This is a genomic window from Candidatus Omnitrophota bacterium, assembly GCA_030688425.1.
Taxonomy (GTDB): Bacteria; Omnitrophota; Gorgyraeia; order Zapsychrales; family JANLHA01; genus JAUYIB01.
Window position 1 is genome coordinate 578,938 of the sequence record JAUYIB010000012.1, and the last position, 25,707, is coordinate 604,644.

Here is a 25,707-nt window from a genome sequence, read left to right on the forward strand (position 1 = left end):
AAGGTCATTCCTCCTCGGTAAACGTCACTCTTTTCAGCTCCTCCAAGGTCGTTTTCCCCTGGAGGACTTTCTCGACACCATCGTCCCACAGCAGCTTCATCCCTGATTTTTTTGCGGCTTCGCGGATCATGTCGTTGGATTTCTGCTCGTGGATCAGCCGCCGAAGCTCCTTGTCGACGACCATGAGCTCATAAAGGCCGGTCCTCCCGCTGTAACCGGTATTCGCGCATTGGTCGCACCCTTTCCCGCGGTAAAAGGTGTATTCCTGAGGGAGGCCTTTCAGCATGACCGCGTCCAGGACCTCCTGTGTCGGCTGAAAGGGCTCTTTGCATTTTTCACAGATCGTGCGGACCAGACGCTGGGCCAGCACGCAGCAAACGGACGACGTTACGAGGTAAGACGGCACCCCCATGTCGATCATCCGGGTGATGGAGCTGACCGCGTCATTGGTGTGAAGCGTGCTCAGGACCAGGTGCCCCGTCAGGGCGGCACGGACAGCGACATCGGCCGTTTCGAGGTCACGCATCTCGCCGACCATGATCACGTCCGGGTCCTGGCGAAGGATGGACCTCAAGCCATTGGCGAACGTCACGCCGGCTTTGACGTTCACGGCGATCTGGTTAATGCCCCCCAGATCGTATTCCACCGGATCCTCGATCGTGATCACATTCTTGTCCGGCGAATTGATCGATTGGAGGGCCAGATAAAGGGTCGTCGTCTTTCCGCTCCCGGTCGGCCCGGTGGCCATGATGATCCCGTAGGGCCTCTTGATCATCTCCTCAAAACGGTTCAGGCACTCCTCGCTCAGGCCCAGCTGCCTCATCCCCATCCGGATCGTGCTCTGGTCCAGGAGGCGCATGACCACCTTCTCGCCGTAAATGGTCGGCACGGTGGAAATCCTCACGTCGATATTCTTGTTTTCGACGCGGATCCTGAACCGTCCGTCCTGCGGGGCCCTTTTGATCGAAATGTCCATGCCGGCCATGATCTTGATGCGGGAAACGATCGGGGCCTGCAGGCGCTTGGGCGGCGACATGGTCTCCCGGAGGATCCCGTCGATGCGGTAACGGATCCTCAGCCCTTTTTCATCGGGCTCGACATGGATGTCGCTCGCCCGTTCCTTGATGGCCTGGCTGATGATGGTGTTGACAAGACGGATGATCGGGGCGTCCACGGCGTCCACGACGTCCTCCGCCTCCTCCTCCCTGTTCTCCCGGATGATCTCGAGCTCTTCGGCTTCCTGGGCCATGCCTTTGACGATCTCCTCCAGTTGTTCCTTCTGTTCGAAGAACACCGCTATCGCCTTATAGATCTCGTCCTTCTTGCTCAAAACCGCTTCGATCTTGCAGCGGGAAATATTTTCCAGGTCATCAATGGCAAAAACGTCCATCGGGTCCGCCATGGCGACCGTGAGGACGTTCGCGGTTTTATAAAGCGGGAAGACGTGGTACTGCCGGCAGGTTTTCTCGGGGATGATTTTGGTGACTTCGGGATCCGCGACTTTGCCGATGAGATCGCTGCAAACCTGGATCCCGAGGACACCCGCCACGAATTCGACCATGCGGTCTTCGGTGATGAATTCCATATCGATCAGAATCTGGCGCAGCGGGACCTTCGTCTCCTGGTGCTTCTTGAGCGCCAGGTCAAACTGCTCCTGCGTGATATGCTTTTCCTCAACTAACCTCTCGCCGAGTCGCTTTCGAATATATTCAGGCATAACAGAAGGATCACCTTTTGGGATTGATTTCGATTTCCCGTATCGCCCGGACCAGTTCTTCATAATGGCGCGGGTCGTCAACATATTTGGCGGCCCCCGCCTTCAGGCTGGCCCCCTTACAGTCCACGATGCCGGAATAGGAATAAACAATAACGGGAATATCTTTAAGCGCGGGATGGCCTTTGAATGCCCGGATCAACTCATCACCGGAGATCCCTTTCTGCATGAATTCCATGAGGATAAATCTCGGGAGCGGCTGGGGGACGGCGTCCTTGAGCTGCTGGATGCTGCGGAGAAAGACCACCTGATACTGCTCTTTTTCCAGGGCTTCCGCGATCTTTGGGGAGTGGATGTTCTCGGCAAGTTCAACCAGGAGAACGGCGGGCCGGTGGAATTTCGCGAGGATCCTCCCCGTCTCGGACAGCAAATGCTCGACCAGAAAGGGTTTTGCGACAAAACCCGCCGCTCCCATGTCCTGAAAGATCGCCTCAAATTCGGCCTTGGAGGTCAGAATCAGGACAGGATAACGGACATGCCCATAACCGGTGATGATGTTTTTAAAAAACTCCAGGCCGCTCATCCTGGGCATATGGATGTCCAGGATGATGAGGTCCGGCTGAACGGACTTCAGCTTCTCCAGCCCTTCCTGGCCGTCAGGGGCCGTGACAACAGTATGACCTTGAGCCTCAAGCTGATACTTCATCAGCCCGACCAGGCTTTGGTCGTCATCGACAATCATGATGACCTTGGGTATCGTCATGGAGTCACTCCAGCATTGTGTCGATCTTTTTTTTCAGCTCCTCGACATCAAAAGGTTTGGCCACACACACGTTCGCGCCGGCCTGGAGCATCTTGTCCTCTCCCTCGCTTGCGAACGACCCTGAAACGGCAATGATCTTGACGTCTTTATTGGCGGGATCTCCGCGGATATGGGCGCAGACCTCATAACCGTCCACCCCGGGCATCTTGATGTCCAAAACCACCAAGTCCGGGTGAAAACTCGAGAATATACGGCCGGCACTGAAACCGTCGTAAGCGACATTAATATCGTAACGGGTGTCTGTTTCGAGAGTTTTTCTGACCAGTTGGACGATCCTGCGGTCATCATCCACAATCAGGACTTTTTTCTTGAGACTGACCCTCTCGAGCCCCTGGGGAATGGGCATGCGGTACTTCTCAAGGAAGTCAAGAAAGTCATTGATCCCGACACGGCTGTGCTGGCCGGGAGTGCGGTAGGCCTTCAACTTACCCTCAGCGATCCATTTGAGCACGGCCCTGTAAGTCACATGGCAATATTCCGCCACCTGCCCGGTTGTCAACGGCTCCTTGATCATATGGATCCCCTCATCCTGTTTATAAATATAATATACTATTAAGAATTTTTATACACTAAATTCCATTTTCTCGTATTGAAATCCAGCTCCCGGATTTCCGTGTAAGTCTCCTGGCTCAACAGGCCCTTGGCAAACTCAAAAATCGTGGGTTCCTGGATCTTCTTGAGTTTCATATTGTCAAAATAATAATAGTGCCCTTTGTCCTGAAAAACACAGATGGCATGCCCCTTTTCCTCTGAATGGAAGGTGAAAAATTTTGGTGAGTATCCCATGACCCTGAGCACAGCCACATTCAAAAATGCAAAATCCTCGCAATCACCAAATTTTCTGGCCAAAACACTCAACGGATCAGCCCATGCCCCTGCTTTACTATCTTTCCTATATACAATGTGCTTCTCCAACCATTTTGCATAATCTTTAGGTGTATATATTTTATTATTTTTCAATAGTTTATAGATTTTTTCGTCTATTTTACTGGGACGGGAAACGAGGACGCCGTCTTTCTGTGTCTTGACATGACGTATGCGAAATTTATATTTATTATCGGCTGAATATGCATAATCTGCTGTAAACAAATAGGATATGAAACATACAAATAGAATGATCCCCTTCATTCTTCGCATCGCAGCGCTTGGTTTTATCCTGATTTTTGGATTGATTGTTTCCATGTTTTATGTATACCCTGTTCCTGTTGTTCATTCTGTTCCTCTAATCTACATTGTATACCATATTCCTGAAGTTGTCAATACCACCACACAATATTTCACAGAAATCACAAATATAACTAATCTAATGAGTTGCGAAAAACACAAGGCTTATAAACAAAAACACTCAAATGAATAACGTCCGTATTATTGAAAACCGTATTGGGAGGGAACGCTTAAAAGGAAGGAATAATGGCAAAAAAGCGGCATCCGATACTCAACCAAGCTGCTTCTTTACTAATTCGAGAAATTTTGTCTGGTCCAGGGGTTTGGCCATGACTTGATAGCTCACGTCTTGGACTTTAATGTCCAGGTCTTTCGCGACTTCTTCCGCTCGCGTTATCATAGCTGTCAAAAAGAGGACAGGGGCACGGCAGGAGTGTTTCTCGCGAATGGCCTGGATGATTTCCGCGCCGTTCATGTCCGGGAGCATCAGGTCAACGATAATCAGGTCCGGCGGGTCTTTTTCGACTTTTGCGATGGCTTCCGCGCCGTTTGAGGCCTCCACAACCTGATAACCTTCCCGGCTGAGAATCAGAGAGCACAATTTGAGCACATGCGGCTCATCATCGATAATCAATATTTTCCGGTTTTTCATATCCATCTACCTTGTTTAAGACCATTGAATGGAACCTCACCGCCGGTATTTAACTGAATTTTATATTAACATAAAAACAGGACTTTGAAATGCGAATATTATATAAAAAGCCGCATCCACGGACGCCATCAGGCGCATGCGTTGACACAGCCATGACCTGCCCTCAAAGACTCCTGAACCGCCTATAAATCGTTTTTAACGCTTTTGGCTTTGGAGCCCCTGTGAAAAACATAATAAAGCACCGGAAGAACGATCAGCGTCAGCGCCGTTGAGGACAATATCCCTCCGATCACAACCGTTGCCAACGGCCGTTGAACTTCGGCGCCGCGCCCCATGGCCAGCGCCATGGGGACAAAACCCAAAGAGGCCACAAGCGCGGTCATCAAGACCGGACGCAGGCGGGTCAAAGCGCCCACCCGGATGGCCTCTCTGATCTCATGACCCTCCTGCCTCAACTTCTTGATAAAAGAGACCATGACAACGCCGTTGAGCACCGCGACCCCGGAAAGGGCGATGAATCCCACCGCGGCGGAAATGGACAGCGGGATGCCCCGCGCCCACAGCGCCGCCAACCCTCCGGTCAACGCCAGCGGGACGCCGGTGAAAACCAGCAACGCGTCCTTCACGTCCCCGAACATCATAAAAAGCAGAACAAAGATCAAAAATAACGCCAACGGGACAACGACGCTCAGCCGATGGCCGGCCGAAAGCATCTGTTCAAATTGCCCGCCCCAGTCTATCCAATATCCGGGAGGGATCTTGACCTGTTCCCCGATCGCGTCCCTGGCGTCCTGCACGAATGAACCGATGTCGCGGCCGCGGACATTGGCTGTAACGACGATCCGGCGTTTACCGTTCTCCCGGCTGACCTGGTTCGGCCCCGGGGCGATATGAAACTCCGCCACAACGCCGAGGGGAAAATAATTCCTGACCGGCTCTCCGTCGGGGGAGAGGTCCCCGCCCTGAGGCAGAGGGATCGGGATCCTTTTCAGCGCCTCGATGTCCGTCCGCAACTCTTCCGGCAATCGCACCACCAGCTCGAATCTCCGGTCTCCCTCAAACACCTGGCCGGCGCTGGCTCCCCCCAGGGCGATGGACACGGCCTCCTGGACGTCCGCCAGGTTCAACCCCAACCGCGCGATCTCCTGGCGGTCCACCATGATCGTGAGAACCGGAAGGCCGGTCACCTGCTCGGCCTTGACATCGGAAGCCCCGCGGACCTTCTTCAGGACTCTTTCAATGTCCTTCCCCGACCGCAGAAGGACATCCATGTCATCGCCGAATATCTTGACGGCCACGTCGCTTCTCACCCCGGCGATCAATTCATTGAACCGCATCTGGATCGGCTGGGTAAATTCATAGGCATTCCCGGGAATTTTCCGGACCATGGTTTCCAGGGCCGCCACAACTCCGGCCTTGGTCCGTTTCGGGTCCGGCCACTCGGACCGCGGCTTGAGCATGATAAACGTGTCCGCCACGTTCGGAGGCATCGGGTCCGTGGCGATCTCCGGCGTCCCGATCTTGGAAAAAACGGTTTGCACTTCCGGGATCTCCCTGATTTTTTCCTCAATGACGCGCTGCATCTCGACAGACTGCGAAAGGCTGGTTCCCGGGATGCGCAACGCGTGCATGGCGACATCGCCCTCGTCGAGGCTGGGGATAAACTCCCGTCCCATGAACATGGCCAGCAGGGCGCTGGCCAGGACAAAGGCCCCTGTCCCCAGGAACACCAACCGGCGATGCGCCAACGCCCAGTCCAGCGACGGGGCGTACCCCGCCTTGAACCATTTCATGACAGGCAGGTCCTTCTCCGACATGTCCCCGGACAGGAACACGGCCGCGGCGGCCGGGATGAAGGTCACCGAGAAAATCATCGCCCCGGCCAACGCCATCACGACCGTCAACGCCATGGGCACAAACATTTTGCCTTCGACTCCGGTCAAGGACAAAATGGGCAAATACACGACCATGATGATGAACTGCCCGAAAAGGATGGGCTTTTGGACTTCCTTGGAAGCGGCCGCCACAATATGCAGCCGCTCCTGCAAGATCAACCGCCGCCCCAAACGGTGCTGTTCTTCCGCAAGCCGGCGGATGCAGTTCTCGACAATGACAACGGCGCCGTCGATGATGATCCCGAAGTCTAACGCCCCCAAACTCATCAAATTCGCGCTGACGCCGTTGGCGACCATGCCCGTCACGGTAAACAGCATGGACAGCGGGATCACCGCGGCCGTGATCAGCGAAGCGCGGATATTCCCCAAAAAAAGGAAGAGGACGAAAATCACCAGCAGCGCGCCAAGCGCGAGGTTCTCTTTCACGGTCTCGATGGTGGCATCCACCAGAGTTGTCCGGTTATAAACCGGCTTTACAAAAACCCCCTCCGGCAATGTCTTATTGATCTCTTCGATCTTCCCGGCCACGCGCTCTGATACGATCCTGCTGTTTTCCCCCATCAGCATAAAGACCGTCCCCAGAACCGTTTCCTGCCCGTTTTCCGTGGCGGCCCCGGTGCGCAGCTCCTGACCCTGCAGCACATCGGCGACATCACGGACATAGATCGGCAGGCCTTCCTTATATCCCACAACGATCCGGAGCAGATCCTCCGCCGTTTTGACCTGCCCGGGGATACGGGCCAGATACTGCTCTCCAGCCCGCTCAATGTACCCCGCGCCGACATTGGCGTTGTTGTTCGCCAGGGCCTCCAAAACGTCGTGAAAAGTCAGGCCGTACGCCACCAGCTTTTCCGGATAGGGAGTGACATGGATCTGTTTCTCATACCCGCCGATCGTGTTGACTTCCGTGACGCCGGGAACGTTTCGCAATTGCGGTTTGACGATCCAATCCTGAATGGTGCGCAAGTCCGTGATGGAATGGGCCATGCCGTCTTCCTTGACGGCCCCCGGACGGGCCTCAACCGTCCACATGAAAATTTCGCCGAGCCCGGTCGCGATAGGCCCCATCACCGGGGCAATCCCGTCCGGAAGATTTCCCCTGGCCTCCTGGATCCGCTCGTTCACGAGCTGCCTGGCGAAATAAATATCGGTCCTGTCCTTAAAGATCACCGTCACTTGAGAAAGGCCGTACCGGGAAAGCGAGCGGGTCTCCTCGAGATTCGGCAGTCCGGCCATGACCGATTCGATCGGGAAGGTGACCCTCTGCTCAACTTCCAGAGGGGAATATCCCGGGGCTTCGGTATTGACCTGGACCTGGACGTTGGTGATGTCCGGAACGGCATCGATCGGCAGTCGCAGAAAATTATACACGCCCAGGACCGCCACACCCAAAACGCTGGCCAGGACAAACCAGCGGTGCTGGACAGCAAATTTGATCCCTTTTTCAAACATGGGTTCTCCTTGAGTGATTAATGGCTGTGCGCGTGTTCCATTTCGCTTTCCAGGAATTTGGATTTCAGGATAAAAGCGCCTTTGACGACGATCTCATCCCCCTCGGCAAGCCCTTCCACGGCGACAAATTCTTTTCCGGGTTCCCTGACGACGATTTCCCGCGCCTCAAACCCCCCGCCCCCGTCCCGCTTGAAAACGACGCTCTTGTCCCCCAGGGTCTGGACGGCGCTGGCCGGGACAGAAAGAAAACCCTCCTCTCCTCCGGCGACAATTTCGCCCTTGAGGAACATCCCGGCTTTCAATAGATTGTCCGGATTTTCAACTGCGACCTTGATCTTGACGGTGTAGGTCGATTCGTCCACGCGCGGCGAGATAAAAACGATCCTCCCCTCAAACACCCGGCCGGAATAGGCCAGCGGATAGATCAGGACCCGCTGATTCAACTGGATATGGGAGATGTCCTGCTCGTAAACGTCGAAATTGGCGGGAAGGACGCTGACATCGGCAATGGTGTGAAGCGATGTCGTCGGATCGACCCTGCCTCCCTCGTCGATGAAGTCCGCCATCACCATGCCGGAAACCGGGGCCTGGACCTCAAGATCTTCACCCCCGGCAGACCGGATCAGACACAAACGGTCGCCTGTTACGACCTTCTGCCCCAGTTCCACGAAGCACTCCTTCATGGCTCCGGACACGGGAGAAAAGACGTGCTCAACATTGTCCACATCCTGGGCTATCCGTCCGGTGACTGAAATCTTTCGCGCAGAGGACCTCTGTGTGACAGCCGCCGTCTCGATCCCGGCCAGCTCCTGCGCCTCCCCGGAAAGCGTCACCCGATCTTCCGCGGCCTCGTCATGATCGTCCTCATGCCCCTCGTGTCCCGCGCCGCCGTCGTGTTCGCCGTGCGTTTCGTGATCCGCCCCATGTTCGTCCCCATGCTCATCGGCGTGGTCCTCATGCTGCGCGACAGATGTCCGGGGCCCATCCTCCCTTAAAGCCGATGCCGTCCACATCCCGGCGAGAAAACAGGCCGCCATCAATGCGATCAATTTAAAATTTTTCATGCAAAAAATCCTCCTGCCTTAAAGGCGTGTAAATCGCGACTTCCAAGGAATTGATACTGCGTTCCAGATCATAGAGCGCCTCATAATAGTTCACTTTGGCCTGCGCGGCGGTCTTGACCTGGTCGAGATAATCCGTAAAACCGATCTTCCCCTCCCGATACCGCAGATGCGCCAGGCTTAAGAGCTCATTGGCCTCCCGCAGGGATTGGTTCAACAGATGGATCTGACTTTGGGCATACTCCGCGTTGAGAAAAAGCCGATAGACCTCCAGGCCGATCTCGCGCTTTAAGGCGTCCGTCTTTGTCTCCTCGATCGTTCTCCGGGCGCGCGCCTTTCGGACATCCCCCTGGTTCAGGTTCCACAGCGGAACATTGATGGAGACAAGGGCCGCATAATCCTTATCGTACGCGGTGTCGGTTTTTTCAAACCCGAGGCTGAAGGACGGTAACCGGCCAAGCTCCGCCCTGACCACGTCCTTTCGGCTTGAGTCGAACTGCAGCGCCTGTGCTTTCAAATCCGGCCTTTGCGCGATCGCCCGCCGGATCAAGTCCTCAAGATCAAGGGATAGGCTTTCCTCCCGCAATTCTTCCCGGATCTCGAAGGGACGGTCATAGGGGCGGCCCAGCAAAAAATTCAAGCCGGCCTTGTTCACCTTCAAGTTTCTCTGGGCGGCCAAAGATTCGCTCTCGGCCTTTCGCAATTCGATCTGGGCGCGGTTCAAATCATTTTTAAGAACCTGCCCGCTTTGATAGCGGATCTGGACGTTGCTGAAAAACTGCCGCAGGGCATTGGCATTATCTTCAGCAAGCCTGATCGACTGCTGATCGAGGACGATCTGGCTAAAGAGGCCCCTGACATCGGCATAAACCGCGGCCCAGGTCAATTTCACCATCTCCTCTTGGGCAAGAACGTCATTGCGGGCCATTTTTGTCTGGAGATACCGCACACCCACGGGGGAAAAAGGCTGTTTTATGGAAATCGAATCCAAATGCCCTCTGCGTTCCTCCGCTTCATTCTTCTTTAATCCGCCGACCTCGGCTTCCAGTTCCGGGTTAAGCCATGTCCGGACGGTCAGAAGGTCCCCTTGCGCCGATCCGATACGGGCACGGGCCTCGACCATCTGCGGATTGTCCTGATAAGCGGCGGCCAGCGCTCCCTTTAAGGACAAAACCTCTTCCGGGTCCTGTCCATGGCCCGGTCTCGGCCAAAGCAAGGCGCCTCCTATCAAAATGGCGCATAATGAGAAACGTTTAAGCATAGTTCCACCCCTGTTCAATGGACAGACTTCGGAGGTTAGAGAGCTGCGAAGGAATTACTGCGATGATTACGAGGAGACTCTCGGGGGCTGGATCTCTTGAGGCAGAACAGGCGCCTCATAAAGGAAATGCATGCCTTGGGACAAGAAAAAAATTTCGGAATTGTTGCCGGGGAGACTGGCCGTCCGGGGAAGGGCGGCGGCATGACAGGAGCAAGGACACACAAGAACGCAGTGATGGTGATCATCCGGCTGATGCTCTTCGCAGAGCGCGTCGAGAGGGATCAGCGCGATTGTCCAGGTGACGATCACAAGAAAAATGATCATTCGCATAGGACAGAATATACATTTTTTCCAGCCGTTTGTCAACAATACAGTCCCTTGAGGGGAAATGCCGCTAAAAAATCCGGAGGAACTCTTGCCTGATTTTGTCCGAGAAAACCGCCGCGCCGGTTTCCGGAAAAGGTCCCAGGGCTGCGCAGGGGCCGCCTGATCAAATCGATGGAGGAACGCGGCATTTTCAGCGGTCAATCGGGCATGAACGCTCAGGTCACCGGTTGACCAGCCAAAGAGGGACGATAAAAAGGACAAAGATCGCGGCCCCGATGATGAAGACAGCGATAAACGGCGAGACGGTTCTGCTCGATGACGCTCCGGGGTTGTGTCCGGCCGGATGGGAACCGGCAAGATAGGATCCGTTGCCGCTCTTTCCAAGTTCGTCCAGCCGCACCATGATCTCGTTCAATTTTTTATTCACTTCGTGGCACCAGATCAGGGCGACGGCCAGCAGCATCACCGCGCCCAGAATCCACAGCCCCCACATGCTCACAAAACGCAATCCCGCGGAATCCATACGCTCCTCCGTTTTTCACATTCTACCCCAAAGAAAAACCCTCTGCAACCAATCCGGTCACAAAGGGTATCGGCCATCCGGGCGGCGTCCCTGGTTATTTTTTAACGTGGGCCCTCTTGCTCCGCCCGGACACAATGTGCCAGACAAGAGCCGGCGGCAGCAGACAGCCGGCAATGCTGTGAAACCCGCTCATCCAGGACCGGACAGTTTCACTGCCGGAATAATAAAGGCCATAACCGGTCAGGACCATCAATCCGCACAATGAAAGCATGGCAATGGCCGTGGCGCGGTTTTTGCCCGCCTCCCAGGCCCTCTGCATATGGGTCGGGATCAGGGCCCCCAGGACAACCAGGGATGCCATAGCCGCCGCGCCGTGGATCCAGAGCAGCCGGGACTGGAAAAAATAAAATTTCCCGTCGAAATCGGCCTCCTCCCCTCCCCCATAATGCGCGGCGAGCCAGAACAGGCCTGAAAAAAATAATACGCCGAAAATCCCGTAAAACCACCAATTCATGGACCGGCTGAACCGGACATTACGCCTCATCCGAGTCCCCTCCATAGCGGACCACCCGGCCATCCGGATAGACGGCCAATGCCGTTGCCTGAAACTGCGGCAACACCGTCTCCGATTCCTCCTCCAGGGCCAGCACCACTTTGGTCAGGGCGTCGGCCATCAGGCAGGAACCCGCGCGAACCGACACGCTGAAGGGACGGCGCAACGGCTCCCGCGTTTGCCCGTGGATGTGCGCGCAGGGCTGTTCCCGCCACAAATAAGCATTGGCCGACGTCGCCAGAGCGCCGTTTTCCAAAGCTGGCAGCGGCAGGAATTCCCCGGGATTGCGAGGGTGCCTCACCCAGACAGGCCTGGGTTCGCCGAAACAGGCCATGTCGCCGCCCGCGTTGACGAACCCGCTGTCCATGCCGCAGGCCCGCAGTCTTCCGACGGCTTCATCCACGGCGAATCCTTTGGCGATGCCGCCCAGATCAATGCACAGCGGCCGCGAAAAGCGAACTGTCCCGCCGGGCAGGAACCGGATGTCCGCCGTCCGGCCGCAATAATCTGTCCGGCCGCCTAAAAACGTGTGACGCGGCAGGGTCCGATTCTCCATCAACTCCGGGGCAACGGCGATGTCGAAAATCCCTCGTGTCCGCTCATGCAGCTCCAAAGCGCATTGGAGGACCCGGAATGTTTCGCCGCTGACAGCGACTTCCCCGGACGCCGCCCAACGGTTGAGCCGGGAGATCTCGCTTTCAGGATCATGGAAACTCATCAGCCGGTGAACGCGTTCCACGGCGGCAAAAGCCGCGCCGATGGCCGCGTGGGCCTCTCCCGGGTCGTCATGCCCGACGGAGATCTCCACAAACGTCCCCAGGAGGGGACGGCAGCGACGGACGTTATTTTTTAATGATAAGGTCATATAGGGCCAGGGCGCGCTTCACTCCCTCCGTGACATGCCGGCAGGACAGTGTGGCTCCGCTGATATTCTTGATGTCGTCATTAAGAGAAAGCTCCGAAGCGCCGGTCTTTCCGATAAACTGCCGCCGCCATTTTTTCTGGCGGACCTCAAAGCCGTACGCCTCCCGGTAATTCAGGATCTCCACCTGGCGCACGCTCCCGTCCGGGTTGATGCCCACGGCGAACGTGATGAACTCGTGCTTGCCGATCACGTCATCAATGATGAGATGTCCGCCCTCGTCGGTCCGCCAGACCCTTTCCTGCCGGGCGCGCACCGGGATACCGCTTTTCTCCTGGACCGTTTTGCGCTGGTCTTCCGACAGCGTGACCGGGACAAGCGTAAAGTTCCGGTCCGGGAAGATCAGCTGCTGGGCCTCTTCCACGGTCAGGTAGACCGCGGCCAGCGCCGGGACGCTCGTGGACGCCACCAGGGCCGGGGCCCAGATGACCCAGGCTGGAGACATCCTGAACTCTCTTACGACAACCATACCGTCCTCATGATAACAGTTGCTAAAAACCGATGGCCATGGACGTCAGGAAGCCGTTGTTGTTTCCGCGCTCCAGGGCCTCATTATCGGTTTTATTCCATTGATATTCCAGTTTAAACACAAGATTATCGACCGGACGGTAGTTGAAGCCGAGCGTCTTCCGGGTTTCCTTATTATCTCCCAAAGACGCGTCGCTGTCATCGCTGATCAGGGCCCAGTCATAACGCCCGACGAGCGTGAACTTCGGGTCCTTGAAGCCCCGTCCCAGGAAGGAATGGTCGAGGAACCTGGGCCAGAAGTCATAGTTCAACTGCGTGTAGGCCCCCTGGTAGAAATTCGCCACGTCCGTGGTCGTCTGCTCGACGTCAAAGTAAGCATACTCGTTGATCAGTTCAAACGGTCCCCACGTGTTCAGGGTATCAAACCCGATGCCGGCCAGGCCGTTCTCGGAATTGTCATAATTGCCGTAATAACCGCTGACAGCCAGTTCCTGGTTGAGCCAGGGGCTGACGGTCAGGCGGCCGACAAAAGATTTGTCCTCGTTATTGTCCGCTTTCAGGCTGGAGCGGCCTCCGCCGAGACTCGTGTCCGTGATCCCGGCGTCAAGGCCGTTGACCACGTAAAGCTCATATTCGAGGTTCAGGTCCTCATAACTCCCCAGCGTCGGGTTGAACTGCCCGAAGAACCCGGCCCCGGCCTCGGTCCACGTCGTGGGCACGACGTCTCTGGCCATAATCGGCCGGTCCGTCAGATTCTGCAGATCGGAATCGTGATACAGATTATACCGCCCGAACGGGACCAGAAGCGCCCCGGCCCTCAAGTTCACCGCGTCCGCGATGAGGAAGTCCATGTAGGCCTGCTCCACCTTGACTTCACCGTCAGCGTTCGGGACATTCGGCCCGCCGTATTCGATTTCCAGCTCCGAGTTGAAACGCAGCCGCTCATGAGGGAAAGCGCCGATGTTGATGATCCAGCGGTGCTGGGTAAACGTGGAATTCGTGTTTTCAAAATCTCCGTATTCCAGGTCGGCATAGCCGCCCACGGAAACATTGCCGAAGCCGAACGGATTCTTGACAACCAGCCCTCCCCGGCCGACCGGCGCGTTGCCCCGGCCGACATACTCGACGTCCAGGCCCTGTTTCTCCGGCTCTCCGGCCGCGGCAACCTGATCCTCCTGCCGGGTCGTGATGGCCTCGATCCTGGCGCTGTCCTCCTGCTGCTGGGCGTTCAGATTCTCGATCTTTGTTTCCAGCTCTTTGATGCGGGCCTCGTAATCGGCCTTCATCTGCTGCATCATGACCTTGATCTCGTCAAGGTTCTCGGCCCGGGCCGGGCGCGGCCATAAAACGGTTAAACAGCAGAACATCACCAACAGACTGACTCTTCTCATAACGTTCGTCCTCCTGACGATTGGCCCCCTCTGCTTGTGCAACCGGCGGCCAAAAACATTCCGGGATATGGCCCCACGCGCGTGGTAGCTCTAAGTAAAACGCTTTTTCTTCCTTTCCTCGATCTGAACGACTTTGGAGTCGTGGACCGTGACCACCACTTCCCCGAATTTGATCCTTCCGACCGCCTCCGCGATCTCCTCCAGGATTTTCGGGTCAATCTGTCTTTGGTCGTCTTTCATAACCCCTCAAAAATGCCACCCGTAAAAATAGAAAAGCCCACACATTTTGTATGTATGGGCTCTGGATTCGAGATCGCCGTCCTCTTTACAAAAACGACAAGGCGAAATACGCCTCGTAATGACTTATATAATTCTCTTAATTTACCACGACCTTGCCATCTGTCAAGAATAATTTTTTACGCGGGAAGGCCGCGGGAAGAAAGGTTGACGGCGATGACGCCGCCGTTCGGCTTGAAACAACGCGCGGCATTGCCGGGCCAGGGCCGATATACGCCGACGCATATCGCATTTCGTACCAAGACAGGGCTAATAGACGATTTCCATCCTCAGCATCACAACGGTCGCGTTTTTCAGGGCCGGATCGGCGGAGGGGGACATGACATACTGGATGTCCGGCTGAACGGCCACGTTGTCGTTGAACACGATCCGGTAAGTTCCCTCGACCGTTGTCTCCGCTTCATCCAAATCTTCCGCCTTCCGTTTCTTGCCGCTGATGGACGCGTGGGTCACGGCGATCCCGGATCGGTCTTGGTTGCGGCCCGGAATAAGGCCGGTATAATTCAACCCGCCCGCCGCGTGAAGGGCCACGGTGTTGCGGTCCTCCGGGGCTCCCCCGCCCATCAAAAACGCGCTCAGCCCCTGCCCTTCCGCCTCCTGCCAAAGCATCTGGTCGATGATGCCGTAAGCGCCGTAATCATTGCGGTGACGGACCGGATCGCCGTTGTCGTCCACAGAGGACACATCATCAATGTCCCTGGAATGGAACCAGAATCCGGCCTTGCATGTGCCGGGAAGCCCGGCCCTGCCCCACGGGATCCGGTAATCGAAAGCCGCCTCGCTGACCACGAACGTCCCGCCCTTGCCGTTCCAAGAAAAATCCGGGCCGCCTGGATGATCGGTGCTGTCCCCCGGATCGCCGTCATAAACGCCCGTCCGCAAGGACAAACCTTCCCGCAGGGTGAACAGCACCCGGACACCGAGCGCCGGATAAGGATAGGTCGGAACGGCGACGTTGTTTGCGATGGACGGCGTGAGGCCGAACCCGCTGTTCATATACAGCCACCCATTTTCACTCACGGCGAACTCGAAATTCATGTCATGGACGCCGCCCAAAAGCGTTAGGCGGTCTTCCTGCCACGAGTGCTGATACCACAATTCCTGCAACCGGCTGATCCGGGGGGATTCATTGCCGTCGACGCCCTGAAGGTCGCCAACCAGTTCCCCCGATGGTTTCTTGTGGCCGTGGACATTCACCCCGCGGACATAAAATTGCCCGCCGGCCCACAATCCCGCTTTGCCGGTGTCGACCGACATGTCCATATCCAGCACGCCCAGCCACGTCGATTTCGTCTGTTGCCCGCCTTTGACATTGCTGACAAAATCTTCGACAGAGATCACATTAAAGCTGATCCCCTCCTCTTCCAGGAGAGGACGCTCCTTCCACAATAAATGCGTCTCCCCGGCCTGTGCGGCAGAGGACAACCCCAAAAACACAAGACACCCCAAGATCGCCTTAAAACGCCCCATGGATCTATCCTTCTTTCCCAAAAATGCATTTTGATTTGAAAACCAGCCCGCAGACTTTCCCATTATAACCTGCGAACGCGGCCAGGGCATCCTTTTCCGGGGAAAAATCATTCCCTGCTCAAGTCACCCCGGCATAAAAAAACCCCCGGCAGGGTGGGTGTCCCTGCCGGGGGAGACGTGAAACATTCCATCCCGGAAAATGATTGCTCCTAAACCCTCACGCGCTCAGGCACAGCAAAAACGCGAGGTCCTGATCGGCCTTTAACGCGTGGGGCGCGTTGGCCGGCATAAAAATGCAAACCCCTTCTTTCATCGCGATGTCTTGGTCGAAAAGCCTGAACACGCCTTTCCCCTGGATCACATAGACACAGCCGTTTTTGGTCGAGGTGTGGGTGTCGATGTCCGTCCCCCTGGCCAGGCACATCAGGGTGTAATTGTACGTCGGCGATTTCGCCAGCACTTTACTGAAGATCCCGGACTTGGGGAACTGGATCTCTTCTTTGACGTTCAAGGAAAAACCTTTCTCGGTCATCATATTCACCTCCGGCTTAGCCATGGTGGCATTGGCAGCCGCATGTTTTGTATTGGGCTTCCGGCAGGGACTCCATGCCGGCAAAAATCGCCTGTTTCTCCTCAGGGGACGTCAATCGGTCCAACGCGGGATACAGGACCTCTTCCTCTTTACGGTTATGCTCCGCCAGGATCGACGACAAAAGCGATTCCTCCTCGTCGCTGGCCGGGTCCGCCCTCCGGACCTTCTGATGCAGGAGCTCCAGCACCGCCTCGATCTGACGGTGCTCTTCGCGCATCACCCATGTGGGGCCGGAATCCACAAGCCCTGTTTTATTCTCAAAGCACGGGAACAGGATTTCTTCTTCCCAGAGGATATGGCGCTGCAATCCGAACTTGAATTGCTTAAAGAATCCCTTGGCCATCGGATAATCCAGATGTTTGCTCGCTTGGAACTCTTTGAAAAATCCGTCCAGCTGGTCATGGTCGTGCGTGTAAAATACGCTGACCGCGGCCTTTTCCCCCAAAACGTCATTGTCCATGTCTCTCTCCTTGATGGTTCTTACGGGTGCACCAAACACCCCTCGCAAAGGACCGCCTCCTGGTCCGAAACAAAGATGTCCGGATTGGACGGCCCTTCCACGTTCAGAAAACCGACAGCGCCCTTTTCCACCCGGAAAATGGCGTGGTCCACCAGCGTATATGTCCCCGGGACATCCAGCGCGAACTCGACAACGGTTGCCCCTCCGGTCGGGACCAGCGTCGACTGAATGCCTTGTCCCGGCGGGGAGATCAGATCCCCTTCCCGGTAAACCTTGTCAAAGATCTCGCCGATCACATGGAAGGACGAGATCAGGTTGGGCCCGGCGTTGCCGAAATAGATCCTCACCTTTTCGCCGACCTTGGCCTTCAAGGCCCCCTCGCCCATCAGGGAACCGTATTTGCCGTTAAACACGACGAACGTCGGGTGCTCGTCCAGCCCGGCCTGATGTGAGAACTCCAGTAAAGTGGGGCCGGTCTCGGCGCCCGCTTCATCTCCCCAGAACTCGTCCTCCGCCGCTTCTTCCTTTTTGTCCCCATGATGCTCGTGGTCCACCGGCTTCGCTTCCATCGACGCGATCTTGTTGGTGTAGAATTCACTTTGCAGGACATAGAATTCGCGGTCAACCTTCGGCAGGCCCTTCGCGGGTTCGACCAGGATCAGGCCGTACATCCCGTTGGCGATATGGTCCATGACCGGCGGCGCCGCGCAATGGTAGATATAAAGCCCCGGCGTCAGCAGTTTGAACCACGCGACCCGTTTTTCCCCTTTGACCACCGTCGTGACCGGCGCCCCTCCGCCCGGCCCTGTCACCGCGTGAAAGTCGACGTTATGCGGCATGCCGCTCGCGTCGGTGCTGGTGTGGTGGATCTCCAGGGTGTCCCCCACGCGGGCGCGGATGAACGGCCCCGGGACGTGGTCGTCAAAGGTCCAATATTTATATTGCAGGCCCTGCTTGATCTCCGCGATCTGAACGCTGGAGTTCAAATGCACCTCGACAACAGCGGGCTTCTTCCTCTTAATAGGAGGCGGGACCTCCGGGGCATACGTCACGATCGCCTTCTCCCTCAACGCCGGCAGTCGGAGATGGACCCTGTCCTGCGCCCAGCCCGTGCCGGCCCCGATCAACGGCAGCAATGACATCACGATCATCCCCAACATCATCTTCTTATTTTTCATGCCGGCCTCCTCTGCGTATAATCGCATGTTCATGTGTTATTATTACGTAAAAAAATCACTTTGCCAGGTCCTCCAGGGTTGTCGCCTTCAAGAACGCCAGATAGGATTCCCGCACGGAGGACCAGCGGCTATGGACCGCGCAAGGGGCGTTGTCCGAACACTGCTTCTTGCCCATGAAGCACCCGTCCCAGCGGCTGACCCCTTCGATGGGTTCCATGATGTCATACAGGGAGATCTTCTGCGGGGGGCGCGCCAAGCGGAAACCTCCACCGAAACCCTTCTGGGACTCCACCAGCCCTTCATTGCAGAGCCCCTGGAGGACCTTCCCCAGGTAATTCTGGGGGGCGCGGATTTTTTTGGCAATGCTGGCCGCCCCTTCCCATTTGTCATCGGGAAGTCTGGCCAGCTCGGCCAACGCCTTGATGACCTGCAGACTTGTTTTGCTGAGCATCGTTTCCTCGGCCCTTTCCGGGGGATTCCTTATCTCCCCAAGACAATAATAGCATATCTACATGCTATTATGCAATTACAAACAGGATTGTCAAGAAAAATTCCACCGGATTGAGAAACCCTCCCGGCTCTCTGCCGGTCCCAAAAAATCCCCGATGGAGAAACTCCATCGGGGATCGTCATCTGGTCTCGCCTCAACGGCCCGCGGATTTAACCGGCCGTCTGAATGCGTGGCTCTTTACACCCAGCCCCGGGCCTTCATGGCCTCGACGACGCGCCGCACCGCCACAACGTAGGCGGCCTGCCGCATGCCGATCTTGTGCTTTTGAGACGTCTCATAGACAGCCTCATAAGCGTGGCTCATCTTCCGGTCGAGTTGTTTGTGGATCTCAGCCTCTTCCCAATAATACATGTTGAAGTTCTGGGCCATCTCAAAATAAGACACGGTCACACCCCCCGCATTGGCGAGGAAGTCCGGGATGATGTGGATGTCCCGGCTGTTGAGGATCTCATCCGCCTCCGGAGTGGTCGGGCCGTTGGCAAATTCCGCCACGATCTTGGCCTTCACGTCTCCGGCATTCAGGCCGGTCAGGACATTCTCCATCGCCGCCGGGATCAGGATGTCCACGTTGAAGGTCAGGATCTCCTCGTTGTGAAGGGACGACGTTCCCGGGAAATTGACGACCGAACCGCTCTTGATCTTGTGCTCATAGACCGCCTGGGGATCGAGCCCTTTCGGATTGCAGATGCCGCCCTGGCTGTCGCTGACCGCCACGATCCGGCAACCGAACAGGTCCCGGCCCAATAACGCGGCATAATACCCGGCATTGCCGTAGCCCTGGATGGCGACGGTGGCGTCCTTCAGGTTGATGCCGCGCTTCTTCGCGGCTTCCCGGATGGTGTACCAGCCGCCGCGGGCCGTCGCGTCCCCCCGCCCGAGAGATCCGCCGACACACAGCGGTTTTCCGGTAATGACGCCGAACTGATTTTTCATGTAGATCTTGGAGTATTCATCCATCATCCAGGCCATGATCTGGGGATTGGTGTACACATCGGGCGCGGGGACGTCCTTCTCCGGCCCGATGATCTGGCAGACAGCCCGGATATACCCGCGGCTCAGGCGTTCCAGCTCGCCGAAGGACAGTTCCTTGGGATTGCAGATCACGCCGCCTTTCCCGCCGCCGAGCGGCAGGTCCAGCAGAGAAGTCTTCCAGGTCATCCACGCGGCCAGGGCGCGGACGGTATCAATGGTTTCCTCGGGATGGAAACGGATCCCTCCCTTGCAGGGACCGCGGGCATCGTTGTACTGGACGCGGAAACCTTTGAACACCTCAACTTTACCATCGTCCATGCGGACAGGGATCGTGAAATGCAGTTCGCGCAGAGGTTCGCGCAGGACTTTGTGGACGCTGGGATCGAGTTTCAGGATTTTCACGCATTCGGCCAGCTGGCGCTGGGCGATATCAAACGGATTCAATTTGGCAAGATCGACAACCATAATCAATTCCCCTTTCTTCGTTGACGAAAACACACCGTTGACCGATTCAAAACAGACTTCATCCTTAAAGCAAAGACAGAGACTCCCTCCTTTCTAATATAATACGGAGCAGCGGCTCTTCTGTGCCTTAAGGACTTTCTGTCTCGGTTCGCGGAGATTCAACGACGGAGGAAACGCGTTCCGGGGCCTTTCCCGGATCAGATAAACGTAACCCGAGGAAAATGCTTAAGGGACCAGGTTAACTTCCTGTCAAATAACACCACGCCTGCTGGCTATGCGGATCGGCGGCGATCTCGGCACGTTTGCCGCCGGATGATTCCGGGATATCAATCACTTTGATAAAATCGCTGAACTTCTGATGTTCCGGAAGAAGCCGCCCGAGGGCGTTGGGGGCCTCTGCCAGATAACGGCTGTTCAGGCTCCCTTCCTCTTCATCCGGATAAACGGACAGGTAAAGGATCCGGGACTCGACCAAGTCCAGGAAAAAATGCGTGCCATAGGACACCTCCGGGGTCTGCCCGGATTCCTCATAAGCCACTTCCACAATCGCCTTGGCGTTGTCGATGTCCGAATAACTGACGTTGACGCCGAGGTCGATATTGCTGCTGCCCCAACGGCCGGGCCCGATCATGATGATCTTCTGATCGTTGTCCCCCAGCTTCGCGTTGACGGCCCCCACCACGCGGCCCAGGGATTTTTTCAGATGGATGTCCTCCATCTTCGCGTAAATCTTGGGATCGACGTAAATGATATACCGAATGCCCCCGACAATGCCCCCGCCGAGGAATTTGCGCGTCAAAAACAGGAGATGTTCCGGAGGGATGTTCTTGGGATGGGCGACATCGGCCCCGAGGTCCGGGACCATCATGGGACGGCACTGGAGGAGATTCAACTTCAAACTCCCTTCACGCAGGATGGAAAACGTGAACTCGATTTCGACCGGCTGGCGGTAAACGCGCTCGAGCTCGGTGAGCGCTTTGTCGATCATTGTAACAAATAACGTCCTTTCAATCAACGGGTTAAACGTGAGGACATAATTCTGAATGGGCCCGTCGAGCAATTGTCCCACCGGATCAGAAAGAAAGCCGCTTTTCATCTCCGAGACAAACAGATTCAGGTTGGGGTAGTTCAGGTCCGCGACCTCCCAGACCGGGAGAGAATCACAGCAGTTGTCCTTGACATTGATCACGTCCGCGATCTTCTGCGAATAGCGGGGGATTTGCTTGGACGACTCCGGCCTCAGCCCGGGATGGCTGACGGCGATCATCCTCGGGTAGTCGTTCCCCACCCGGTTGACGGCCCGCGTCCCCAGGCCGAACACCAGCCGGATCATGCCTTTTGCGGGATTGATCCGGCCTGTCCACACGTAAAGGTTGCGCGACATCGCGACCCCGGCCACGGACGGGAAGAAAAAATGTTTATACGGCACGCCGGCCACGCGCTGGACCAGGATGGCCATCTGCTCGTCGCGGTCGCTTAAGCCCCGCTTGCGGCGATAGCTCAACGCGTCGGGACTCAGGGCGCTGGCGTAGATCAATTTGACCGCCCGGACCAAAGCGTCCAGCCGCTGATGATGCCCGCCCTGGTTCACGCAAAATTCGCTGAGATACTTGCCGGCAAAGGCGTTTCCGAAACTGTCCTCCAGCAGGCTGCTGGAACGGACGATGATCGGGGCCTGACCGTAGTAGTCCAGCATCCGGCTGAACTGCTCGAGGATCTCCGGCGGGAACCTCCCGTCAAGAAACCGCGCCTGGACATCCTCATAATCCTCATCGCCGTATTTCAGATTTTCGGACAACTGCAGGCGGAGGCGGAACAGATTGTTGTCGATGAGAAACGTAAAAAAGACATCCGAACCGATATGAAAAGAATCGTGGGGTTCCAGGACTTCGTTGAAATTGACCGGCCCTTTGCATTTCGACAAAATGCGCCTGGCCACCAGCATCCCGGCGGCCTTTCCGCCGATCTTTCCGGAACCGATCAGCCGGTTGCGGATCCGGAACAGGTCGTCCACCGTCAGAAACTGGTCGACCAGCCGGTCAAACGTCGGATGGCTTCCGAGCATCATGCGGGAGAATTCCTTCTTTAAACTTTTGACCTCGGGAGAACTCTCCGGAAGCGGCTGGTCCATGTCCCGGAATTTCATGAGCTGACGGTAAACAGCGTCCCACGGCGCGATCGAGGCCACCTGCAGGTCCAGCGGTTTTTCGCTGGCCAGGGCCGCGGCGTCCGGGGCCAAGTGGCGATGGAACACCGGCTGCCATTCCTTATCGGTGATCTCATGCGGCAGGAACATCTCGGACGAATACCGGTCCCAGACCTTCAGGGGATGGATATACCATTTGTTCTTGCCGTGAAAAACGCTTAACAGCACCTGGGTGGTGTCCCGGATGCGGGCCACGGCCGTGTACGAGTGTTTCCCGCGTGTTAACGCGAAAAAGGCCACCGTGTCCAACTCGAACAAAAACGGGCAGGTCACCTGGAAGAAAGCGGCCAGCAGCTCATCCGTCGCCCATTCCACGGCCAGGGCCGAAAGGTTGTCAAAAACATAAAACACCTCCCTGCCCCGGTTCTCGATGATCTTATGGACCGCCGTGCTGAAAACGTCGAAACCTTCGGCAGGGTCGACTTCGATGATCTCCAGCCCGTCACAGGGATCGAGGATGGGGGGATGCGAGGCAAACCGGAGATAAACACATTTTTTTCTATCCTGGAGGGACTGCGCAAGGAAGGCCCGGGTGAAGTAGCGGTAGTCTTCGATGTCATCCACTTTCCAGACGACATTGTCCCCGAGGCGCAGATCGTCGATGATCCGGTCAAGCCCCGGGACCCCTGTCTTGACGCGCGCCTTCTTGCTCTCTTCAGACATATCTTTCCTTCCGGCCGGCGAAATGATTTTTATCATTGTAAGCCATCCATAATATTACCGCAACACTTACATTTCCACCCCCTGCGCCGGCAGGCATAAAAAATCCCCAAATGCACACGTCAACGGGCAGGACGCTCTCCACATCGCCCCCTCTCGGCACTCAACAAAAAATCCTTCGGTAAAAGCCGAAGGATTCTATGCTTGGATATCAGGACGGCAGGGGACAGACACAGCCATCCCCTGATCCATCAAAAATTTGTCTTTAACCGCAGCTCCAGATTCCTGACCTGCTCCTGGAGTTCCGCTATCTTCTTAAGCTCGGTGATGTCTTTGATCGTGATAATGATCAACTTCGTACGATTGGCCTGCAGATAAACTCGCCGGGCATTCAACAGCATAACTCTTTTACCGATACGAGGGAACTGATGTTCAATTTCAAAATTATCAAAACTGGTTGTTTTGGGAAGGATCTCTTCCAATAACTGCTTCAGCTTCGGGATATCCCATTGGCGGTTCCCGAGCTCATAGATCAACTGCCCTTCGGTCTCCCCGGGTTTGACCTCGAAAGTCTGATAGAAAGATAAACTGGCTAAGGCCACCGTAAAATCTTCATACAGGATGATTAAGGGATCGTGCACGGCATTGATGATGCTCCCGGCATACTTAAGGGCGTCCTGAATATCCAGCTCTTTCAGCTTATTTTTGTGATCCATGCCTCACCTCTTGGTCAACGTCGCCCTGACTTCGGGCCGCGACCGCAAAGCCATCGTCGTCAGCGCGGGCCAGGTCCTCGGCCAATCCCCGCGTCGGCTCCTTTTCCATGTTGTCCACGGCCCTGTTCTGCAATGGACGCTATCGGGGCAGGATCTTCATTGTTAGGCAAGACAACAGACCCCGTCCTTGCCGTCTTTCTTGGCCTGGTAGAGGGCCTGGTCGGTCTTAAGGATAAAATCATGAACATTAATATTTTTACGGCTCGTCGCGATTCCCATGCTGAGAGTGACCTCCCGCTTTAATTTCAAATTGGCGACGGCTTCTTTGATCTTTTCCGCGATAGCCTTCACCTGCAGAATGTTTGTCTCGAGCAAGATGACCATAAATTCGTCGCCCGCGTATCGGCAGACAATGTCGACCTCCCGCAGGCTTTCCCTGACCACCCGGCTGATTTCTTTAAGCAGCTGGTCTCCTTCCAGATGTCCATAGGTGTCGTTGTATGACTTTAAATCATCGACATCAAACATCAAAAGGCATAACGGATTACCGTACCGGTTAGATCGCTCGGCTTCAGATCTCAGGACCTTCATGAAATGCCGGTGATTATATAACCCGGTCAAGGGGTCCGTCGTGGAAAGATGCTCCAATTCCCGGCAATAATTGGCATTTTCGATGGCGATGGCGGCCTGCTGGATGATCATCGAGATGATCTTCAGGTCCGTTTGCGTAAAAACATCCTCCCCCGTTAAACCCTTATCACACGCGCAGAAAACCCCGACGACCTTATTGCGCAGTTTCACGGGAACGCAGAGGAAAGACTTGCTTTTATAGGGCGGACTGTTTTTTCTCGCGATATTGGGCTCAACCTCAATATCCGTCACCAGGAGGGGGTTACCGTCCCGAGCGACAACCCCCGCGATAGACTCGCCGAGCTTGGTCCTCGTATTGACGACGACCTCTTCGTCCAGCCCCTTGGATCCCTTGATCAGAAGTTCCTGTGCGTCCGGGTCCAGGATCATCAGGGAGCAGCGCTGGACCCCCAGGATCTGGGTCGCTTTTTCAATGATAAAATCAATGAGGTGGTGCAACTCGAGGATCGCGCTGATCCGCTGGTCGATGACCAGAACCTGCTCGATCTTCTTTTCCGCGAACAGCGAATTTTCATACGATCTTTTCAGCTCCGCTTCCGCATGCTTGCGGGCCGTGATGTCAACCCCTGACACAACGATGCTGTACGGCTCTTTCCCCTCCTGGAATAAAAGCTGGGTCGATGAGAACAAGACCGTCTTGACGGACCCGTCCTTGGCATAAATGCCGACCTCAAGCTCGGCAGGGAACTCGCCCTTGAAACACCTTTCAAATTGAGCCAGAAAAACTCTCCTTTCATCTTCAACGATAAAATTGATCAACGGCTGGCCGATGATCTCACTCTTTGAATAATTCAAATTCGCGAGGAACGCCTTATTAGCGTTCTCGATCTTGCCGTCCGGCATGATCACCACGCTGAAGGCGAGGTTCCGTTCAAACAGCAAATCGTCCCGTTCTTCAATATTCTTGAGATGCTGGCGCAATGACGACAGTTCGGTCGCAAGCTTCACAAGATCCACCAGCGCCCGGTCATTGAACGGCTTTTGCAGAAAACCCACAGCCCCCGCTTTTAAAGCCTGCTCCGCAAAGCCCCCGTCCTTATCGACGGTTATCATAATGACCGGGCGTTGAGAACCGGATTTGACAAGGATCTTTTGCGTCTCCCAGCCGTCGATCCCGGGAATGTGGATATCCAGGATCAGGCAGCCGGAAACACTGTTGGGGACGGTGCTGAGGAATTTTTCCGCGGAAGGGAAGGTGTCCACGTCAAACCCGTATGCCAACAACAGGAATTTGAGCGCGCGGCACACCGATTCGTCGTCATCGACAACAAAAACCTGTTTGCTTTTCACAGGCGTCTTCCCCCTCTCTTGTATTGGGGTAAT

24 protein-coding genes are annotated in these 25,707 nt (G+C 55.9%); all 24 read right to left on the reverse strand.

Annotated features, from left to right (window positions below; all coding sequences use genetic code 11):
* Positions 1–4 precede the first annotated feature (4 nt).
* Positions 5–1,717 carry a type II secretion system ATPase GspE gene (gene gspE / locus Q8Q08_03865; protein ID MDP2653150.1) on the reverse strand — a complete coding sequence of 571 codons (1,713 nt, stop codon included), beginning with the start codon at positions 1,715–1,717 and terminating at the stop codon, positions 5–7.
* Positions 1,718–1,727: 10 nt separating this feature from the next.
* A complete protein-coding gene (locus tag Q8Q08_03870) occupies positions 1,728–2,477 on the reverse strand; it encodes a response regulator (protein ID MDP2653151.1) in 750 nt (249 codons plus the stop codon).
* A gap of 4 nt (positions 2,478–2,481) precedes the next feature.
* A complete protein-coding gene (locus Q8Q08_03875) occupies positions 2,482–3,051 on the reverse strand; it encodes a response regulator (GenBank protein ID MDP2653152.1) in 570 nt (189 codons plus the stop codon).
* A 38-nt stretch (positions 3,052–3,089) separates the two neighbouring features.
* A complete protein-coding gene (locus tag Q8Q08_03880) occupies positions 3,090–3,719 on the reverse strand; it encodes a transglutaminase-like domain-containing protein (GenBank protein MDP2653153.1) in 630 nt (209 codons plus the stop codon).
* A 253-nt stretch (positions 3,720–3,972) separates the two neighbouring features.
* Positions 3,973–4,353, reverse strand: a complete 381-nt coding sequence (locus Q8Q08_03885) for a response regulator (GenBank protein ID MDP2653154.1) — start codon at positions 4,351–4,353, stop codon at positions 3,973–3,975.
* Positions 4,354–4,535: 182 nt separating this feature from the next.
* The gene (locus Q8Q08_03890) at positions 4,536–7,700 is read right to left on the reverse strand and encodes a CusA/CzcA family heavy metal efflux RND transporter (GenBank protein ID MDP2653155.1); all 3,165 of its coding nucleotides are present in this window, start codon (positions 7,698–7,700) and stop codon (positions 4,536–4,538) included.
* 17 nt (positions 7,701–7,717) lie between these two features.
* Positions 7,718–8,764, reverse strand: coding sequence for an efflux RND transporter periplasmic adaptor subunit (locus Q8Q08_03895; GenBank protein ID MDP2653156.1), 1,047 nt, complete (start codon positions 8,762–8,764; stop codon positions 7,718–7,720).
* Positions 8,751–9,977 carry a TolC family protein gene (locus Q8Q08_03900; GenBank protein ID MDP2653157.1) on the reverse strand — a complete coding sequence of 409 codons (1,227 nt, stop codon included), beginning with the start codon at positions 9,975–9,977 and terminating at the stop codon, positions 8,751–8,753. The genes Q8Q08_03895 and Q8Q08_03900 overlap by 14 nt, the downstream gene beginning before the upstream one ends.
* 111 nt (positions 9,978–10,088) lie before the next feature.
* The gene (locus Q8Q08_03905) at positions 10,089–10,352 is read right to left on the reverse strand and encodes a hypothetical protein (GenBank protein MDP2653158.1); all 264 of its coding nucleotides are present in this window, start codon (positions 10,350–10,352) and stop codon (positions 10,089–10,091) included.
* 217 nt (positions 10,353–10,569) lie between these two features.
* Entirely contained in the window at positions 10,570–10,872 is a 303-nt protein-coding gene (locus tag Q8Q08_03910; GenBank protein ID MDP2653159.1) for a hypothetical protein, read from the reverse strand.
* A 94-nt stretch (positions 10,873–10,966) separates the two neighbouring features.
* Positions 10,967–11,416 carry a hypothetical protein gene (locus Q8Q08_03915; protein MDP2653160.1) on the reverse strand — a complete coding sequence of 150 codons (450 nt, stop codon included), beginning with the start codon at positions 11,414–11,416 and terminating at the stop codon, positions 10,967–10,969.
* On the reverse strand, positions 11,406–12,290 hold the full coding sequence (locus Q8Q08_03920; protein MDP2653161.1) for an FAD:protein FMN transferase: 885 nt from the start codon (positions 12,288–12,290) through the stop codon (positions 11,406–11,408). The genes Q8Q08_03915 and Q8Q08_03920 overlap by 11 nt, the downstream gene beginning before the upstream one ends.
* Entirely contained in the window at positions 12,268–12,792 is a 525-nt protein-coding gene (locus tag Q8Q08_03925) for an FMN-binding protein (protein ID MDP2653162.1), read from the reverse strand. The genes Q8Q08_03920 and Q8Q08_03925 overlap by 23 nt, the downstream gene beginning before the upstream one ends.
* A 46-nt stretch (positions 12,793–12,838) precedes the next feature.
* Positions 12,839–14,206 carry a porin gene (locus tag Q8Q08_03930; protein ID MDP2653163.1) on the reverse strand — a complete coding sequence of 456 codons (1,368 nt, stop codon included), beginning with the start codon at positions 14,204–14,206 and terminating at the stop codon, positions 12,839–12,841.
* Between the two features lie 90 nt (positions 14,207–14,296).
* Positions 14,297–14,446, reverse strand: coding sequence for a YezD family protein (locus Q8Q08_03935; protein MDP2653164.1), 150 nt, complete (start codon positions 14,444–14,446; stop codon positions 14,297–14,299).
* 306 nt (positions 14,447–14,752) lie between these two features.
* Entirely contained in the window at positions 14,753–15,973 is a 1,221-nt protein-coding gene (locus tag Q8Q08_03940; GenBank protein ID MDP2653165.1) for a carbohydrate porin, read from the reverse strand.
* 217 nt (positions 15,974–16,190) lie between these two features.
* A complete protein-coding gene (locus Q8Q08_03945; protein ID MDP2653166.1) occupies positions 16,191–16,529 on the reverse strand; it encodes a cupin domain-containing protein in 339 nt (112 codons plus the stop codon).
* Positions 16,522–17,025, reverse strand: a complete 504-nt coding sequence (locus Q8Q08_03950; protein MDP2653167.1) for a hemerythrin domain-containing protein — start codon at positions 17,023–17,025, stop codon at positions 16,522–16,524. The genes Q8Q08_03945 and Q8Q08_03950 overlap by 8 nt, the downstream gene beginning before the upstream one ends.
* A 20-nt stretch (positions 17,026–17,045) precedes the next feature.
* The gene (locus Q8Q08_03955; protein ID MDP2653168.1) at positions 17,046–18,203 is read right to left on the reverse strand and encodes a multicopper oxidase domain-containing protein; all 1,158 of its coding nucleotides are present in this window, start codon (positions 18,201–18,203) and stop codon (positions 17,046–17,048) included.
* A 55-nt stretch (positions 18,204–18,258) separates the two neighbouring features.
* The gene (locus Q8Q08_03960; GenBank protein ID MDP2653169.1) at positions 18,259–18,654 is read right to left on the reverse strand and encodes an Rrf2 family transcriptional regulator; all 396 of its coding nucleotides are present in this window, start codon (positions 18,652–18,654) and stop codon (positions 18,259–18,261) included.
* Positions 18,655–18,891: 237 nt separating this feature from the next.
* Positions 18,892–20,151, reverse strand: coding sequence for a Glu/Leu/Phe/Val dehydrogenase (locus Q8Q08_03965; protein MDP2653170.1), 1,260 nt, complete (start codon positions 20,149–20,151; stop codon positions 18,892–18,894).
* A gap of 238 nt (positions 20,152–20,389) precedes the next feature.
* Complete coding sequence (locus tag Q8Q08_03970; protein ID MDP2653171.1) at positions 20,390–23,020, reverse strand: PEP/pyruvate-binding domain-containing protein; 2,631 nt, start codon at positions 23,018–23,020, stop codon at positions 20,390–20,392.
* 248 nt (positions 23,021–23,268) lie between these two features.
* A complete protein-coding gene (locus Q8Q08_03975; GenBank protein ID MDP2653172.1) occupies positions 23,269–23,733 on the reverse strand; it encodes a PAS domain-containing protein in 465 nt (154 codons plus the stop codon).
* 162 nt (positions 23,734–23,895) lie between these two features.
* A complete protein-coding gene (locus Q8Q08_03980; protein MDP2653173.1) occupies positions 23,896–25,674 on the reverse strand; it encodes a diguanylate cyclase in 1,779 nt (592 codons plus the stop codon).
* Positions 25,675–25,707 lie beyond the last annotated feature (33 nt).

Excerpts from the sequence above, each read along its gene's own strand:
- Q8Q08_03880 (MDP2653153.1), bottom strand. The coding sequence starts at position 3,719 with ATGGAAACAATCAATCCAAAAATCAGGATAAAACCAAGCGCTGCGATG.
- Q8Q08_03885 (MDP2653154.1), bottom strand. The coding sequence starts at position 4,353 with ATGAAAAACCGGAAAATATTGATTATCGATGATGAGCCGCATGTGCTC.
- Q8Q08_03935 (MDP2653164.1), bottom strand. The coding sequence starts at position 14,446 with ATGAAAGACGACCAAAGACAGATTGACCCGAAAATCCTGGAGGAGATC.
- Q8Q08_03875 (MDP2653152.1), bottom strand. The coding sequence starts at position 3,051 with ATGATCAAGGAGCCGTTGACAACCGGGCAGGTGGCGGAATATTGCCAT.
- Q8Q08_03895 (MDP2653156.1), bottom strand. The coding sequence starts at position 8,764 with ATGAAAAATTTTAAATTGATCGCATTGATGGCGGCCTGTTTTCTCGCC.
- gspE (MDP2653150.1), bottom strand. The coding sequence starts at position 1,717 with ATGCCTGAATATATTCGAAAGCGACTCGGCGAGAGGTTAGTTGAGGAA.
- Q8Q08_03870 (MDP2653151.1), bottom strand. The coding sequence starts at position 2,477 with ATGACGATACCCAAGGTCATCATGATTGTCGATGACGACCAAAGCCTG.
- Q8Q08_03925 (MDP2653162.1), bottom strand. The coding sequence starts at position 12,792 with ATGTCTCCAGCCTGGGTCATCTGGGCCCCGGCCCTGGTGGCGTCCACG.
- Q8Q08_03940 (MDP2653165.1), bottom strand. The coding sequence starts at position 15,973 with ATGGGGCGTTTTAAGGCGATCTTGGGGTGTCTTGTGTTTTTGGGGTTG.
- Q8Q08_03945 (MDP2653166.1), bottom strand. The coding sequence starts at position 16,529 with ATGGCTAAGCCGGAGGTGAATATGATGACCGAGAAAGGTTTTTCCTTG.
- Q8Q08_03960 (MDP2653169.1), bottom strand. The coding sequence starts at position 18,654 with ATGCTCAGCAAAACAAGTCTGCAGGTCATCAAGGCGTTGGCCGAGCTG.
- Q8Q08_03915 (MDP2653160.1), bottom strand. The coding sequence starts at position 11,416 with ATGAGGCGTAATGTCCGGTTCAGCCGGTCCATGAATTGGTGGTTTTAC.
- Q8Q08_03950 (MDP2653167.1), bottom strand. The coding sequence starts at position 17,025 with ATGGACAATGACGTTTTGGGGGAAAAGGCCGCGGTCAGCGTATTTTAC.
- Q8Q08_03975 (MDP2653172.1), bottom strand. The coding sequence starts at position 23,733 with ATGGATCACAAAAATAAGCTGAAAGAGCTGGATATTCAGGACGCCCTT.
- Q8Q08_03905 (MDP2653158.1), bottom strand. The coding sequence starts at position 10,352 with ATGCGAATGATCATTTTTCTTGTGATCGTCACCTGGACAATCGCGCTG.
- Q8Q08_03910 (MDP2653159.1), bottom strand. The coding sequence starts at position 10,872 with ATGGATTCCGCGGGATTGCGTTTTGTGAGCATGTGGGGGCTGTGGATT.
- Q8Q08_03890 (MDP2653155.1), bottom strand. The coding sequence starts at position 7,700 with ATGTTTGAAAAAGGGATCAAATTTGCTGTCCAGCACCGCTGGTTTGTC.
- Q8Q08_03930 (MDP2653163.1), bottom strand. The coding sequence starts at position 14,206 with ATGAGAAGAGTCAGTCTGTTGGTGATGTTCTGCTGTTTAACCGTTTTA.
- Q8Q08_03920 (MDP2653161.1), bottom strand. The coding sequence starts at position 12,290 with ATGACCTTATCATTAAAAAATAACGTCCGTCGCTGCCGTCCCCTCCTG.
- Q8Q08_03965 (MDP2653170.1), bottom strand. The coding sequence starts at position 20,151 with ATGGTTGTCGATCTTGCCAAATTGAATCCGTTTGATATCGCCCAGCGC.
- Q8Q08_03955 (MDP2653168.1), bottom strand. The coding sequence starts at position 18,203 with ATGAAAAATAAGAAGATGATGTTGGGGATGATCGTGATGTCATTGCTG.
- Q8Q08_03970 (MDP2653171.1), bottom strand. The coding sequence starts at position 23,020 with ATGTCTGAAGAGAGCAAGAAGGCGCGCGTCAAGACAGGGGTCCCGGGG.